Origin of the sequence: Zeaxanthinibacter sp. PT1 (assembly GCF_028464225.1) — a bacterium.
GTDB lineage: Bacteria > Bacteroidota > Bacteroidia > Flavobacteriales > Flavobacteriaceae > Zeaxanthinibacter.
Genome location: NZ_JAQPCN010000004.1, coordinates 102492 through 119462, shown reverse-complemented (window position 1 = coordinate 119462; position 16971 = coordinate 102492). Strand labels below are relative to the sequence as shown.

The following is a 16971-nucleotide window of genomic DNA, read 5'->3' as shown; positions in this document are numbered from 1 at the left end:
CTTTTTGTTTTTAATATCCGGGATTTTGCTGCAGCAACCCATTACTTAAATTAATCTCCCGTTGTGGTATTGGCAATAGGATATCCGTAGCACTAAAGCTATAGTTATTGGCCGTAGAGAAGGCCGACAACACTTCCTGAGCTACTCCAAGCCTGATCAGGTCAAAGAGCCTTTGGTTCTCAAATGCGAGCTCTACCCTTCGTTCATCTAATAGATCTTGTTTGGTGATTGTAGTTACAGGATCGGTCAAACCTGCCCTGTCACGAACCAATTGAAAGGAGTTTAAGGCTGCCGGTACACTTGTTTCCTGGCCTCCGGCCAATATGGCTTCTACGTGCATAAGAAGTACATCTGCATAACGCAACACGATCCAATCATTTCCTGATAAGGTAGCATCCGAGGTAAAGGTCTTGCCATCTGCTCCTCCATCTTCACCATTAGGCAAATATTTAATTACCTGGTTCTGGGTCATTTGAGACGGATCTATACGGTACGAAAACTGTGTCCTGTCCCCTCCTTTTTCCTCAAGGATAGCAACGGCTTCATCCGTTACATAGTTTACCCCGGCGGTACGGCCTACACCATTCATGAATTCTGCAGAGAAATCCTGGCTATCAGATGCTAATCCTGGGTTAAAAGCAATGGCAAAGATGACCTCGTCATTGTTTTCGTTGTAGAACACATCGTTGAAATTAGGTTCCAGGCTAAACAAACCGCTATTAATGATACTCTCTGTCAGCACCTGTGCAGTAGGGTAGTTTCCCAGGGTCAAATGAACTTTTGCCAACAATCCTTGTGCGGCAGCTTTTGATGCTCTTGTTTTTGGACCATTATCCAGATTAGCTATGGCTGTTTCCAAGTCACTGATAATAAGATCATAAATTGCCGAAGCAGAAGCCCTCGTATAGGCGATTTCTTTATCTAATGGGCCAATTACCTTGTCTACTAAAGGGACTTCGCCAAATAACCTCACTAAATTAAAATAGCTGTAAGCCCTGGCGAATTTTGCTTCTCCCTCAAAAGTCCCGGCAGCAGTCTCGGTAGCATTATCCAGATTCTCCAATACTAAATTGGCACGGTAGATGGTGCTATAGGAACTCCTATAATAGTTTTCTACAATACCGTTGTTTGGCGTAATGTCATAGGATTCAAACTGGGCAGCTTCCCCTTCCTGGCTTTTCGTCCGGGTATTATCGCTCCGCATCTCGGTAAGATAGAATTCCTGCTGAACCCCCCTGTTATCACTTAAACTGGTAGAATTAATGCCCTGCATGGCATCATATATCCCAATCACACCAGTTTCGATCTCATCATCGTTGGCAAAATATCCCTTGCTACTGATGGCAGACTCGGGAACCGGCTCTAAAAAGTCACTCTCACAAGAAGGAAAGAAACATACCATTAAAGCCAAGCCTAAAAATCTTAATTGTTTCATCTTATTATTGTTAAAACTTTTCATTTGATTTCTTTTTAAAACTCCACATTCAGACCCAGTGACACTGTTCTAAATATTGGTGAACCTGCTCTTTGGTACCCGTAGGTCGTAGGACTTGTATCATTAACTGACTCAGGATTAAATCCTGTATAATCATCCGCAGTGGAGTACCATAAATTCTGACCTGTGCCATAAACTCTCAAACTGGATAGGCCTAATTTGGAAACCAAATCATATGGAAAATTATAGCCAAGCGTAATATTACGCAATGCTACATACGAGGCGTCCTGTATAATGTCATTAGTGAAGATCTTCTCTTTGATAAACTCCTGGTTCGGAGTGGTTTCAGGAATAAAATCCTGGCCACTGTTAAAATGGTTGAACAGGTACTGATCTCCCATATTACGTATCTCCGCACCATGACTTCCCTGGAACAGGAAACTCAAGTCTAAATCGCCTAACCTGAAATCATTGGTTAAACTCCAGATAAGATCCGGGTAAGGATTTCCTAAGATCGTTTTATCATCATCGTCGATTAAGCCATCGCCATTTAAATCCTTCACATAAACATCCTGCGCTTCAGCACCAACAGGATGGAAAGGTTCCTTAAGGAATTCTAAGGGAATATCTCTATCTACGACCCATCCATAGTAGGACGAAATTGGATTTCCGACCAGGTTGATCCATTCTGCAGCTCTTTTAGAATCCACATTCTGGATTTGTCCGTTGGCATCGGCAAAATCTATCAATTCATTGTCATTCATGGAAACAAGAGCAGTCGATGACCAACTGAATTTCTCCGCTACAACATTTTTAGTACGCAATTCTATTTCAAAACCGGAGTTTTTAACTTCTCCCAAATTTACCAGGGCCTCAGAAAAACCAGTGGTTGAAGGAACCGGGTTAAATAACAATAACCTGTCACTGGTTCTCTCGTAATAATCCACAGATCCGGAAATTCTATTATTGAAGAATCCAAAATCAACACCTGGGTTAACTTCCTTTAATCGCTCCCATTGCAAGATTGGGTTTTCAATATTTAAGGCTATAAAAGCAGCTTGTGCATTATAGACTTCTGTGCCTAACAGAGGTATAGATGGATACAGGTCTATGATGTCACTATTGGTATCTATATCCTTATTCCCGGTGAACCCATAACTGACCCTAAATTTTAAGTTGCTTAAAATTTCACTGTTCTGCAGGAAATTCTCTTCCGAAATTCTCCAGCCTAAAGAAGCTGCAGGGAAATCACCAAATTTCTTATCCACACCAAATATGGAACTACCATCTCTTCTGTAACTCACAGAAGCCAGGTACTTATCACCAAAAGCATAATTTACCCTTCCGAAATACGATTGAAAACGTTCGGATAATTTATACGAGCCAATATCATTTAAAATAGTTGCGGCGTCTAATGTCCTTAGGAGATCTGATGTATAACCGGATCCGGATGCGCTATCGCCCTGGTAATCCCAAGTCTCTGACGAAGTACCAGCTATTACACTGATATCGTGTTCCCCAAATACTTTATTATAGGTAAAGTAATTTTCGAATAAAATGTGAATCCTATTTTCATTGGACACGTCATAGCTAGCGGCAGAAGCTCCGTTCCTGTTAGAGAGCACTCCTTGCCACCTGTCCCTGAACGTGTTCTGGTAATCACCGGAAATACCCGTCCTGAAGGTCAGGTCATCCGTTATCTTGTATTGACCATATACACCTCCGGCCAGCTTAAACTTGTAATCGTTTCTATCCCGCTCCAGGACTTTAGCTGCCGGGTTGGTATTTGACGTATTACTAATATCCTGTTCGTCCCCGTTACCTATTAGGTCATAATTATCGAAATGTCTCTGAAGGGCATAGTCACCAACCTGGACATCGGGATATACATCGCGATCCACATACTGAATTGTATTCTCATCGTGGTACACCGGCAACCATGGAGCTTGCCTTAATATGTCATGGGTAGACCCGTCAAACCTGCGCCTTCTTGTATAGGAAGGTGCCAGGTTGGCTCCAAAGCTGAAGTTTTTCCCTACTTTGGTATCTACCTTTAGCCGGGTATTATATCTTTTGTAATCATCCGTAAGGAGAACACCCTCATCATGCAAATAACCCATGGAGATGCTAAATTTGGTACTTTCACTCCCACCCCTTGCGCTCAGAGAGTGGCTTTCAATTTTACCTCCATCAAATATTACCTCCTGCCAATCCCTGTCTATTCCGATCAGTTGCTTGTAAAAGGTTCGGTCAGAAAGTGTTCCATTGGCAGCAGTTTCGGCTGCTACTGTTTCGGCCACAGAGAAGTAGTAATCCTCGCTTTGTCGCGCTTCTTTAAACCCAGTATACGAATTATATGCAAACTTTGTTTTACCCTCTTTCCCTTGTTTAGTAGTAATCAGGATAACTCCATTGGATCCACGAGAACCATAAATGGCAGCAGAGGCAGCATCTTTCAAAACATCAAAGGATTCAACCTCGTTCATATCTAAATTACCAAGAAAGTCACTATCAACAGGCAATCCGTCTACTACGATAAGTGGAGCTGAGTCACCGTTCAGGGAACCAACACCACGAATCCTGATGGTTGGCGCAGATCCGGCCTCCCCTTCTGTGGCTGCAATGTTAACACCTGCGATTTGTCCTACAAGCGCGTCATCAACTCGTGCTACTGCGATTTGATCTAGATCTTCATTGACCACACTGGAGACAGCACCGGTCATATGAATCTTTTTACGTGAGCCATAACCTACCAAAACTACTTCATCCAGTTGACTGGCATCTTCCAGCATGGTCAGCGATATAGTTGGTTGCCCTTTAATAGCTACGGTTTGTGTGGCAAAACCGATTGAAGAAAATTGAAGCACTTCCCCGTTAGAAACATCGATGGTGAAGTTACCGTCAAAATCGGTTTGGGTACCCCTGGTAGTATTCAGCACTAGGATATTTACACCAGGGATCGGCACATTGTCTACATCTGTTACAGTTCCAGATACACTATAAGTGTCCTGGGCAATTAATTGGAGATTGACCAGCAATACCACAATTAATAATAGTTTTGTTTTTAAGTTCATTGTTGCTTAATTAATTTCAAAAGTTCGATGGATTCTCCCACCCGGAGAATACTATGTATTCAGTTTAAGCCATCACATTTTATAGCGTTTTTTCAGAGAATTTCATTACTTTTGAATTCTTCAAATTTGCATTAAATGTGTATTTGTCGAATTTTACTTCCCTCCATAAGAAGTAATTTTAAAAAGGATAGGCGTGCACCTATCCTTTTTTTTGTGCACTAACTCTAAATCATTTTTCAGAAATTTTTAATTGATTGTTTTTTGGGTAACCAAACTGGTTTACCAGTCTGGTTTACCAAATATATGTTATTGCAATGTTAATTAAAAATAAAACTGCTATTTTTTTATGCTTTTTTTGTAGAACTGTTAATTTGAAGGTCAGATCCTTGTCAGATTCAAAACCAAACCTCTCAAAGAACAGGACCTCGTGAAGCACATTGTTAAAATTCTAATTACTCTTCGTTTTTAATAAACGTTCTTCAGGAACAGGGCATGATCCTTTAAAGATTTGGCTTGATCTGCTATACCAAGGTTTCTCACAAAGGAAAATCTTACAGGTCTACATATTATAAACCCCGCCATTGATATCTAACGTAGCACCTGTAATGAAGCCATCATATTCGGATGCCAGATAAACAACCGCCCGTGCCACATCCTCTGCATTACCTGCACGCTGTATTGGTATACTAGCAGTGGTTGCAACCGCTGATTCTTTTGTGGTATGGGTATTGTGAAACGAAGTGCCGAGGATAAGTCCAGGGGCTACAGCATTGACCCTTATTCCTTGTCCTCCTAACTCTGTGGATAGTGCTCTTGTAAAAGTAAGAATAGCTCCTTTGCTGGTGGAATATACCAGGGATCCTGGGTGGCCACCCTTGCGCCCAGCCAATGATGCCAGGTTGACGATGCTGCTGTGGTCGTTCTTTGCCAGATGGGGAGCTGCGGCCCGGGTCACGAACATCATGGAGGTCATGTTGATGTCCATAACCTTATGCCAAAAATCGGCCTCCATTTCACTTAACACTTTACGGGCTACCAGCGAACCAGCGTTATTGATCAAGATATCTAAACCCCTAAAAGCTTTTACGGTGCTCTCGACCAATCCGTTCGCATCGGCTTCCCTTGTTAGATCGCCAGACAGTGCAATAGCATTGTGTCCCTTGCTCGCTGCGTATTCGCATAATTGATTGGCAGTTTCAGCACTAGAGAAATAATGAATGGCCACATTGGCTCCGTAGTCAATAAAGTGTTTGGTGATCGCTGCGCCAATACCCTGTGCTCCTGCAGTAACGAGTACATTTTTACCAATCAATTTATCTTTCATCTTTGCCCATTTTATATGAGGGTAGCTTATTTGGGGAGTACCTGGCTATGACTTATCGCCAAAATAAGAAGGTCCTTCACCCGTTAGGAAATCTTCTCTAACAGGGCTGAAGGTGTCAATGAGTTCTCCTTCTTCCAAACAAACTGCACTATGCAATAAATTTGGTTCAATATAAACGCCGTCACCTGCTTCGACAATTTTCTTTTCCCCATCAATTTCAAATTCAAATTTTCCTGAAACACAATAGGTAGCTTGTGTATGAAAATGTTGGTGAGGAGCACCTAATGCTCCTTTATCGAATTTTACTCTTACCATCATTATCTGGTTATCGTATCCTAATATCTTTCTCGAAACTCCACCTCCAAGTTCCTCCCACTCCATTTTTTTTGTGATGATGTACTTTTCACTAAATCGCCTCATAACTTATTTATTGCAGATTAAAACACAATGAATCGTGTTGTTCTTAATTGTGTCTATTTATATATACTTTTATTTACCTGGGTCTGTAGAATTCATTCTGAATTGAATATATGACGAACTCAGAATCGCTACTGGTTAGGCCTGACACCTGGACCGACCGTAGCTTCTCTAAACCACACTTCGGTATAACACCCATTCTCATATTGCTTAGCGATATCACCTCCATAGGTTTCTGCACCTGTTGACCAAACCCTGTTAGTCTCCGGGCGTTTTCCATTGGTTTGGTTATAGGCTCCTTGCTTGAAATAATTTAACTCCCCTTTATATGCAGTTGCCCGTTCCGTTCCGTCTTGGCCAATGGGAACAAATAATTTCTGCGTTTGTATCGGCAAGTCTGATTGCTTTACATATTGGGATGCAACTAAGTTTTTAGTAAATGTTTTGGTTTCATGCCCTTCACTGGTAAATGTCAGGTACATAATTCCGTCATATACATTAATTTCATAACTGAACTCTTCCCCTAATTCAATACCGTCTAAAGGTTCTGCAGGTGCCCCTTCTTTACTGGTAGCTGTTACGGACATATCGTTACCCCAGACAGCGGTTGAAAAATCCCATCTGTCAGAATTATCATCGCCTGCCGTGTTAATTTCGTAATTCCAGAACACTGACCCTTTGGTGTGCCCCGGGAATTTCTTATAGAATATCTTAAGTGGTTCATTTTCGTGTCCTTCACCACTATGAATTTGCCCGACTACGACTGAGTAAGATGCAGGAACCCTTGCATCACCGGAAAGGGAGACCTGCATAACCTTACAGGTACCTGTTAACTTACCCCCTTCTTCAGGGGTCCAATCTCTCTTTTCATGTAACTCCGTTCTAGTGTTGCTAGAATTTTTAGAGGTGATGCCAGAATTTGGAGCTTTGTAAACTACCCATCGCCTGGTACCATCAATTACGGTGTAGAAAAAATCTGTATGTTCAAACGCTGTGATATCCTCTACTGTAGTTCCATTACCCAACAAAATTTTGAATTTATCCATAAATGGAATCACTTCATGTGGATAAACGGTCTTTGTACTTAAGCCATCATTAGCCTCGAAATACCCTGCATTGGATATGGCCTCATCACTGATAGTGATGTTAGCCGATTTAAACCAAACCTCCGCATAATTACCATCTGCATATTGTTTTTGAAGATCACCTCCATGGGTTTCGGCTCCTGAGCACCAGACTTTATTAACCTTAGGGTCTTTCCCATTAGTTTGGTTATACGCACCCAATTTGAAAAATAACCCTTCGCCGGCATATGCATTCTTACGTTCAACGCCCTTTTGACCGATTGGGAAAAATAGATTTCGTACTTGCGACGGAATTTCTGAGCGTTCAGTATAATCAGAGGAAATAAGGCTTTTCGTAAAAGTCTTTGTTTCATGGCCTTCACTGGTAAAAGTTAAATGCATCATTCCCTCTTTAATCTCAACTTCGTAGCTGAATTCTTCGTTTAAAGCAATACCATCTGCAGGCTCTGGTGGATAGGTATTTTCATCGGTACCAACAACAGAGAAATCATAGCCCCAAACAGGATAAGAATAATCCCATCGTTGTGAATTATCTTCACCTTCCGTATTGATCTCATAATGCCAAAACACGGAGCCTTTAGTATGCCCAGGAAACTTTTTATAAAAGATTTTCAATGGTTCATTCTCATGACCATCTGCACTATGGATCTGACCCACCACTACTGAATGCGTGGAAGCAACCCGGGCATCACCTGTAGCAGATACATTCATTACTTTTAGTGTAGCATTCATTTTGGCTTCCGTCATCGGAGTCCATTTTTTCAGTTGAGCCAACTCGGTTCTAGTGTTATTCGAAGAACCATGAGTACTTCCTCCGTTAGGTGACTTAAATACTACCCAATCACCATGATCATCATTTGTGGTGTAAAAGAAATCCTTATTCACATAATCAGTGGCAGGTCCAACATTAGAACCATCGCCCAGGATTAAATTCCAGTGCTGGAAAAATGGTATGACATCGTTCGCTTTTACTATTGAGGATGCTCCTACCTTCTTTAGACCATCCTTTTTTTTATTCATATTATCACAGCTCATGAGTACTGAGATGGCCCCAATACTTAAGAACGAACAAAGGAAGATAGATTTGATTGTTTTAACGATCATGAAATTATTATTGATTACTATTGGAGATATCTAAATGAGAGATGGGCTCACTATATTATCATTCGATTTTCACGGATTACATTTATAAAAAAAAAAAGAATATTGATAATAAGCCCTTGCCACCAATTAAATATAAACTCATTAAACCAAATTGGTTTACCAGTTTGGTTTACCAAAAAAAAGAATATTCGCGACATTTCCAAATATTTAACAAAAAATAGAACAAACTCTATGCGATATCAGCTATTGGAAATTTTGCTGGTTATACATTAAACATGGATCTGTAATACGAAAATTATCTTTTGATAGCCCCGGAGGTATCCCCCTCCATTAAACTTCGTACGTTTTCCAAGGAGACCATATTTACATCCCCGGGAACCGTGTGTTTCAATGCACATGCGGCAGAAGCAAACTCTATGGCTTGAGAATCGTTATAATGCAAAAGTCCATAGATGAGTCCAGCGGCAAAAGCATCTCCTGTGCCAACACGGTCTATGATGTGGGTAATATTGAGCATATTGCTGGTTATATAGGTTTTTCCATTCCACAGCTTACCCTGAATCTGGTTATGTGAAGCACTTAAAGTTCTGCGGGTCTTTTTAACTACCTTATCAATATTGGGAAACAGATTGATTAGTGCAATCGCTAAATCCTGGAATTTATCATTGGGCCTGTTTATTTCAAACATTTCACGAATTCCACGGCTACTGGTAATTACTACGTCACTATACTCCACCAATGTGGGTATTACCTCTTGCATGGTTTTCCCGTATTTCCACATGTTACTACGTGAATTTATGTCTCCAGAAACAGGTATTCCCATTTTATTGGCTGCCTTTACGGCCTCCAGACAACATAAGTAAGCGCCTTCTGAAATAGCCGGGGTAATACCAGTCCAATGGAACCAATCGGCATCTTTGAGCGCATCTTCCCAATTTATCATTGACGGCTCTATCAAAGAGAAAGAAGACCCTACCCGTTCATAAATCACCTCACTTGGCCTGTGCACCGCACCTTTTTCCAAAAAATACTTGCCCAGCATATGATCGCCATAAATAACATGCTCCGTACTGAGCCAATGCTTACGTAAAAATTGTGTGGCCGCTTTACCGAGGGCATTATCGGGAAATCGAGTCACATGTGCAGCTTTCATTCCCATATAAGCACATGAAATTGCAACATTTGCCTCCCCACCGCCATACACCAAATCAAAAGATGAGGCCTGAGAAAATTTCTCATAGCCGGGTGGGGACAAGCGCATCATTACTTCACCAAACGTGATTACTTTTTTAGGCATACCTTTTAGTACATTAACTTAAGCGGCAGATTTTCTTCTACAACCAATTTCCCTGAATTTTCTATTACATTACCCGAATGTGAATTATTCTTGGCGCCCCATAGCCTTGCTACCAGTCTCACATTATTATTTATAAACGTATTACCGGTGATGTTGACATTGATAATGCCATAGGTGTCAATTAAGATGCCGTTTTCATCCTGGGTGCCACTTTGTGTAAAAGTGCTATTGGTCACCGTTAAATTACCACCCACCGTAGATTCATCATAACCGCCCCGGTAATAATCGATTACATTCTTACTGATATTAGAGAAAATGCAGTGGGCAATAATGACGTTCTCAGCATTATAATCCCCACGATCATCATCCTCCGCAGAAAGTTCGAGGCCATTCTTACAATTTTTTATCGTTGTATATTGTATTCTTATGTATTCCGCAAAAGAATGTTTATATCCCTTAAGGACGTAATTAAAGTTGAATATTTCAGAATCCAAGATCTCTAAATTGTACAAACTGGACATGTTTTCCTTCAAGGGCGCGAATCCATAATTATCCGCATTTCCTTCAAGTATTACGGATACCAGGGAAAGTTCTCCTTTGGGGTTCATTTCAAAAGCAGGAGTCGATCCCTCCCCAAGATATTGAATGGTCGACTTGTCCTCAATGTCAGCGGATCTTATGGTCAATTTCTTATCAATTTCCAATGCCGATTTCAGCGCAAATCGTTCCGCTTGCAATACAATAGTGTCGCCGTAATCGGCATCCTTTATTGCGGTCCGCAGTTCGGCCGATGTGCTTACAAGGTGGCTTTGGGGGTTACGTTCTTCCGAAGGTTCGCTAGAATACCAAAGGGGTCCATATTGAGAAGTATCCATAATATTTAACTTTTCTTCAGGTTCGCCAGCTATTGCACCGACCGTATTATTCTCTGCCCGTGAATTGCCGAACAAATCCTTTGAAATCAAATCAAATTCAAATCCGCTGAAGCGTTCAAATTCCGATAAGTCATTTGCGGGAACAAAAATGTTGTCTTCTATTTCGGTTACTGAAAACTCTGCTTGCTTCAAGATCGAGTCATATGGAAAGATGATTCCTTGATTATTGATTATATTCCCTTTAAAAATTATTCCGTCCAAGGAATCATGGGCGATAATGGAAGGCTCTACTCTTGTTGCATTAAAAATGAGATTGTTGGCCACCAACGTCCGGATAGGCCTTTCCGACCTTATTTCTGAAGCTGGCAAAACATCTCTTTGATCTGTATTGGATCCTACTCCAAATTGCCAGGGGGAGGTACAATTGATCCAAGAATTATAGGCCACCACCACATCGGTTACCTGGATGTACCTATTCAATGGCGATTTGGGTATTCCGTTCATTACCGCAAGCGGACTTCGGAAAACCTTGCCTTTCAGGTTGTAGAAATAATTATTAGTAACCCAGTGGCCGGTACCGATTAATCGTACCCCTCCAATTTGTTCTGAATTGATATCTCCGATGAAATAATTACCATCCACGACGCAGTAGTTTCCGTGTCTTGTGACTAGGGAACCTTCACTTTTATAAAACACATTATTTCGGAATTCATTAAAGTTTGTTTTACTTGAAATGATTTCAACTTCTCCATTGCATCTGTCGAACAAGTTGTTGGCCACTAAAGTATAGCTAGGAGCCATAGATGTATAACTATTCCCAAGTTGGATAGTTTCCGCGCTAGGCCCCCCTTTTGGGGGTCTGGGGCCAAAGTGGTTATTCGTGATCTTGTGATAATTCTTTATGTTCTTGTTTCCCTCTAAATCCACTCTCACGGTAGGGCCCCTATTGGCTTTCCCAGCTATGTAAGAATGATTCAGCTCATTGTGTCGACCTTTAAAGAGTACCCAGAGGTCGGTCTGATTTCTTTGGGGTTTATTGTAATCCAGAATAACACAATTAGTCACTTTTGAATGATTGGCTACGGTATCCTGGCTGATCGAAAACTCGATAACTGCATTAGAGGGAGAGAAGCCATTCATGAAATACAAACCATCTACAACTAGATGTTCACCCCCAAGTTTCAAATCAGATTTTCCCTTAATAACAACCTTTCCAGGAGTTTCTGCTTTCAAAGTAATGGGCCGTTCCTCGGTCCCGTAACCCACAAATCGGATTTCCACATCAGACCATTCATTATTGGCCATGATAATTTCATCTCCCGGAGAGGCGTTAGATATCGCATCATTCAATTCAATGATATCATTTACATAAATGCCTTCAGATTTCGGATTTACACTACATGAAAACAGGAGTAGAACGGTACTCAACAGCAGGAAACTTTTTTTGATCATACAAATAATAAATTGACTTGCTTTATAATTGGTTAACCAGTTTGGTTTACCAAAAATAACTATATTTGTAAGACCGCCAAATTTTTGGCTCAAATTTTATCTTATCATTAAAAAATGCCGTGTAAAAATATAGAGATTACAAGAAGGAAATTTTCTAAGCTAACCGCTATGGCTTTAGGGGGTATTCCATTATTAAGTTTTGCAAAATCCCTCCCGGAATTTATCATTTCAGAATCCGCACCCATCAAGGTCTATCTATTTTCCAAGCATTTGCAATTTTTAAATTACATGGAGATGTCTGAGGCAGCTGCAGAGATGGGATTTGATGGTCTGGATTTAACCGTAAGATCTGGCGGACATATTGATCCCGGCCAGGTGCTGGAAGAATTGCCGAAGGCCGTAAAAGCCATGGAAAATTATGACTTGCAACCGGGAATGATGACGACAAGTATACTGGATGCTTCCAATACGCAACAACTGAGGGTACTGGAAACAGCAAGTCGATTGGGAATTACACATTACAGGACGGGATGGCTGAAATATCCTGATGATATCGCAATTTCCGAAGCTCAGGAAAAGTTCGCCGGTCATTTCAGGGAGCTTGAAACCATCAACAGAGATCTGGGACTCATTGGATGCTACCAGAACCATTCAGGTGCACACGTAGGCGCCCCTGTCTGGGATATACCACAGATCCTGAAAAAAACCCAAAATACACATATGGGTATGCAGTACGACATCCGGCATGCGGTAGTTGAAGGAAGTCAAAGCTGGGAGCTAGGATTACGGCTTGTGCAACCTCATATCAAGTCCATCGTAATTAAAGATTTTAAATGGGGTCAAGTAAATGGAAAGTGGCAGCCGGTTAATACACCTCTAGGTAAAGGTATGGTCGACTTTAAGCGCTTTTTTTCCTTATTGAAGCAATACCAGATCAACGTACCTATCTCCTTACACCTAGAATATTATTTAGGAGGGGCAGAAAAAGGATTGAACACTGTAAGTATGGAAAGAACAGAAATTTTCAGACATATGAAGACCGATCTTAATTTTCTCAGAACAACCTGGGAACAAGCATAAACAAAATACAACTATGGCAAACCAGTCAAAAACAACAATCGAGAAACTACAAAAGGTAAGTACGGCCACTGTCGCGACCTGTCTTTTTAAAAAAGGACTTAGAAATCAATATATTCAAAACGTTTTTCCCCTGAAAAAAATGTCTGTACCCATGGTGGGGCAGGCATATACTTTACGTTATATCCCGGCCCGGGAAGACTTGAATCCCATCAAAGTATTTAAAGACCCAAAACACCTGCAGCGTGTTGCTGTGGAGGAATGCCCGGCTGGCCAAGTTCTGGTAATTGATAGCAGGCAAGATCCGAGGGCAGCATCGGCAGGTTCCATTTTGGCCACACGCTTGATGCAACGAGGTGTAGCGGGTTTGGTAACCGATGGCGGATTTAGGGATTCTGAAGAAATAGCGCAGTTAAACATGCCTTCCTTTCACGTACAACCCTCGGCGCCCACCAATCTTACGCTGCACCAGGCCATCGCGATCAATGACCCTATAGGTTGCGGTGGGGTGGCTGTTTTTCCCGGGGATTATATCATGGGTGATGAAGACGGGGTGATGGTCATCCCACAACATATGGTTGAAACAGTGGCGGATGAATGCCTTACAATGACCGAATTTGAGGATTTCGTTATGGAAAAGGTCCGTGCGGGCAGCTCTGTTATCGGACTCTATCCACCGACAGCTAAGGGAGTGCAGGCAGAATTTCAAAAATGGCAAGAACATAAAGATCTATAGAAGCTCATCAGATTCTCATGGTCAATCATAACACATATATTATTTTCATATTCCTGGTAAATAAATAAGACTGCTCAACTGCCTTGCACCTGCAGTTTCATCAACGGGATTATTTTTTCCAGGACCTGCGAAACCGCGGCTACTAAACCCGCCCCAACCTGAAGATAAACCGACTCAATGCAGTAAACATGTAGGGAAACCGGCTAATTCAAGGTTCGAGGTTCAAGGTTTGATGTATGGTCAACCTATAAGTGAAGCTCCTGTTTATTATATTTTATCCCCACTTATTATCTCGAAATTTGGATCTCAATCCCCTTGGCCACGCTATGTAAGTTTGGATTCATTTGTAGAAATTTGATTTTAAAATGAATTTCATACTAAAAGGTCTAAACCCCGCCCGGCTTATAAGTTAATTGTTTATACTGCATGTAATTTGCAGTAGCTGATCAAAAAATGTGAGAGAATAGTTTTGTGGACACCCATGAATTCATTCCTGCGTACTGCCCACTGCCAACCCGCCCAGGCCTTTGGCCTATTCGGGCAAGCTGTCAACTAAAATACCCGGGGCTCTTAACCCCGCCCCGATTAAAAGTTAACTTTTTGTACTGCAAGAACCTTGCAGCAGATGATTAAAAAAACCTAAGAGATGAGTTTTATGAATACCAACGAATTTATTCCTGCTTGCTGCCCACTGTAGACTGTCTACTAAAACACCAGGGGGGTCCAAACCCTGCCCCGCTCTAAAGTTAACAGACTGCAAGAACCTTGCAGTGAGTGATCAAAAAAAATTTGAGAGCGTATTTGGTTTTATCCAGGCATACTTCGAACTGAATAGTGCACGCTGAAAGCTACCAACTAAAAACCGGGGTTCCTAACCCCTCCCCATTAAAAAGTTAACTTTTTATACTGCAAGAACCTTGCAGCAGATGATTAAAAAACCCTGAGAGATGAGTTTTGTGAATACCAATGAATTTATTCCTGCTTGCTGCCCACTGTCAACCCGCCCAGGCCTTTGGCCTATTCGGGCAAGCTATCTACTTAAATACCCGGGGGTCTAAACCCCACCCCGCTCTAAATTTAATCCACGACACTGCAGAAAGCTTGCAGTTCTTTTAGTTACATAGGTACACAGGGACATAGGGACAAATGAAGATCTGTAGGGTTGTCCACATACATCTTTCTATTCCAAAGAAGATATACGCTCACGGTAGCATTAAATTCCAGGGGCCTGCAAGTCCCGCCCCGCTTTCAAGTTAGCAGACTACACTGCAAAATCCTTGCAGTTGCTGATCAAAAAATCGGAGAGACCAGTTTTTTGAACACCCATGAATTCGTTTCTGCTTACTGCTCACTGAAGACTGCCAGCTACTAACTAAAATTTCGGGGTCTTCACCCCGCCCCGCTCTAAAGTTAATCCCCGACACTGCAGGAAGCTTGCAGTTCTATTAGTTACATAGGTACACAGGGACATAGGGACAAATGAAGATCTGTAGGATGGTCCACATCCATCTTTCTATTCCAAAGGAGAAATACGCTCACGGTGGCATTAAATTCCGGGGGCCTGCAAGTCCCGCCCCGCTCGAAAATTAGCAGACCACACTGCATAAAGCTTGCAGTGTGATATATTAGTGTAGGACAATGATATCAATAACATTGGCAAGTTTTTGCACTGCCTACCGCCAACTGCCTACTAAAATAACAGGGGGCTAAAACCCCGCCCCGAGTTCAAGTTAGGCCTATTCACTGCAGGAAGCTTGCAATTCTATTCGTTAAATAGGTACACAGGGACATAGGAACAAATGAAGATCTGTAGGGTGGTCAACATCCATCTTTCTATTCCAAAGGAGAAATACGCTCACGATGGCATTAAATTCCAGGGGCCTGCAAGTCCCGCCCCGCTCGAAAGTTAGCAGACTTCACTGCAAGATCCTTGAAGAGTCTGATCAAAAAATCGGAGAGACGAGTTTTTTATACACGCATGAATTCGTTTCTGAAGACTGCCCCCTGAAGACTGCCAGCTGCTTATTAAAATTCCGGGGTCTAAACCCCACCCCGCTCTAAAGTTAATCCCCGACACTGCAGAAAGCTTGCAGTTCTTTTAGTTACATAGGTACACAGGGACATAGGGACAAATGAAGATCCCTAGGGTTGTCCACATCCATCTTTCTATTCCAAAGGAGAAATACGCTCACGGTGGCATTAAATTCCGGGGGCCTGCAAGTCCCGCCCCGCTCGAAAGTTAGCAGACTTCACTGCAAGATCCTTGCAGTTGCTGATCAAGAAATCGGAGAGACGAGTTTTTTATACACGCATGAATTCGTTTCTGCTTACTGCCTACCGCCAACTGCCTACTGCCAATTGCCTACTAAAACACCAGGGGGTCCAAACCCCGCCCCGCTCTAAAGTTAATCCCCTACACTGCAGGAAGCTTGCAGTTCTTTTAGTTACATAGGTACACAGGGACATAGGGACAAATGAAGATCTGTAGGGTGGTCAACATCCATCTTTCTATTCCAAAGGAGAAATACGCTCACGGTGGCATTAAATTCCGGGGGCCTGCAAGTCCCGCCCCGCTCGAAAGTTAGCAGACTTCACTGCAAGATCCTTGCAGTTGCTGATCAAGAAATCGGAGAGACGAGTTTTTTATACACGCATGAATTCGTTTCTGCTTACTGCTCACTGAAGACTGCCTACTAAAATCACAGGATTTAGAGAATCCTAATAAACCCTCAGTGCAAATGGAAAAGTGAAGGCTTCCGCCTTCATGCCTTTTTTATTCCCCCATGTTCGCTCAAACTGCGTTTGGCTCCATTTGGGGAATAAAAAAAGTGATTTGCTTTCGCAAATCACTTTTCCGCTTGGTCGGGATGACAGGATTTGAACCTGCGACCACGCGCACCCCATGCGCGTACGCTACCAGACTGCGCCACATCCCGTAAGGAGGTGGCAAAATTAATAAAGTTTAAGGTAATTTCTCTATCCTCCCTGTATAAATTTAGTGTTGGTTGTTTAATCGCTGTTTACCAAGTACATAATGCACGTAAAATTTCAGGTTGATACTGCTACCTGAGCAAATTCCTAAAAATTGGGAAGTC

The 16971-nt window shown here is 42.0% G+C and carries 9 protein-coding genes and 1 tRNA gene; 2 read left to right on the top strand and 8 right to left on the bottom strand.

The features are described from left to right. Nucleotides 1-10 precede the first annotated feature (10 nt). From PP178_RS11655 to PP178_RS11620, 7 genes are all read right to left on the bottom strand, one after another. Nucleotides 11-1435, bottom strand: a complete 1425-nt coding sequence (locus tag PP178_RS11655; RefSeq protein WP_272594523.1) for a RagB/SusD family nutrient uptake outer membrane protein — start codon at nt 1433-1435, stop codon at nt 11-13. 35 nt (nt 1436-1470) lie between these two features. Beyond that, a complete protein-coding gene (locus PP178_RS11650) occupies nt 1471-4509 on the bottom strand; it encodes a SusC/RagA family TonB-linked outer membrane protein (protein ID WP_272594522.1) in 3039 nt (1012 codons plus the stop codon). A 559-nt stretch (nt 4510-5068) separates the two neighbouring features. After that, nucleotides 5069-5833, bottom strand: coding sequence for an SDR family NAD(P)-dependent oxidoreductase (locus PP178_RS11645; protein WP_272594521.1), 765 nt, complete (start codon nt 5831-5833; stop codon nt 5069-5071). Nucleotides 5834-5878: 45 nt separating this feature from the next. Continuing rightward, nucleotides 5879-6253, bottom strand: a complete 375-nt coding sequence (locus PP178_RS11640; RefSeq protein WP_272594520.1) for a cupin domain-containing protein — start codon at nt 6251-6253, stop codon at nt 5879-5881. Nucleotides 6254-6381: 128 nt separating this feature from the next. After that, nucleotides 6382-8439 carry a polysaccharide lyase family 7 protein gene (locus PP178_RS14745; protein ID WP_336298539.1) on the bottom strand — a complete coding sequence of 686 codons (2058 nt, stop codon included), beginning with the start codon at nt 8437-8439 and terminating at the stop codon, nt 6382-6384. Nucleotides 8440-8734: 295 nt separating this feature from the next. Then, on the bottom strand, nt 8735-9736 hold the full coding sequence (locus PP178_RS11625) for a sugar kinase (protein ID WP_272594519.1): 1002 nt from the start codon (nt 9734-9736) through the stop codon (nt 8735-8737). Between the two features lie 5 nt (nt 9737-9741). Next, entirely contained in the window at nt 9742-12063 is a 2322-nt protein-coding gene (locus tag PP178_RS11620) for a chondroitinase-B domain-containing protein (RefSeq protein WP_272594518.1), read from the bottom strand. Between the two features lie 168 nt (nt 12064-12231). Here PP178_RS11620 and PP178_RS11615 point away from each other — a divergent pair, with 168 nt between their 5' ends. Both PP178_RS11615 and PP178_RS11610 read left to right on the top strand, forming a co-directional pair. After that, nucleotides 12232-13143 (top strand): sugar phosphate isomerase/epimerase family protein, encoded by a 912-nt coding sequence (locus PP178_RS11615; RefSeq protein WP_272594517.1) that lies wholly within the window; start codon nt 12232-12234, stop codon nt 13141-13143. A 13-nt stretch (nt 13144-13156) separates the two neighbouring features. Continuing rightward, entirely contained in the window at nt 13157-13876 is a 720-nt protein-coding gene (locus PP178_RS11610; RefSeq protein ID WP_272594516.1) for a ribonuclease activity regulator RraA, read from the top strand. Nucleotides 13877-16735: 2859 nt separating this feature from the next. Here PP178_RS11610 and PP178_RS11605 read toward each other — a convergent pair. Continuing rightward, nucleotides 16736-16812 (bottom strand) — tRNA-Pro (locus tag PP178_RS11605). Nucleotides 16813-16971 lie beyond the last annotated feature (159 nt).